This is a genomic window from Bacillus sp. AFS088145 (assembly GCF_002564465.1).
Lineage (GTDB): Bacteria > Bacillota > Bacilli > Bacillales > Bacillaceae_G > Gottfriedia.
Genome location: NZ_NUUX01000088.1, coordinates 1 through 253, shown reverse-complemented (window position 1 = coordinate 253; position 253 = coordinate 1). Strand labels below are relative to the sequence as shown.

The following is a 253-nucleotide window of genomic DNA, read 5'->3' as shown; positions in this document are numbered from 1 at the left end:
CAGGGGCGACTTCGTCTTCGGTGGTGGCATGGGCCAGCGCCAGCAGTTGTTCGCTGAGGCGGCGCGTTCGCGCGAGCTGCCCGACGATGGCATACAGCGACTCGCGCATGCGCGCCGGATCGGTCTCACGCACCGCGTAGCCGGCCTGGATCGACAGGATGCTCAGCGGCGTGCGCAGCTGGTGCGAGGCATCGGCCAGGAACTGCGATTGCTCGGCCACCATGCGCCGATGGCCCGCGATGTGGTGATTGAC

The 253-nt window shown here is 68.4% G+C and carries 1 protein-coding gene; it reads right to left on the bottom strand.

Annotation, left to right across the window (positions count from 1 at the left end):
• Positions 1-253 (bottom strand): histidine kinase dimerization/phospho-acceptor domain-containing protein (locus COI44_RS23760; protein WP_286164076.1); only part of this gene is annotated, 253 nt, incomplete at both ends.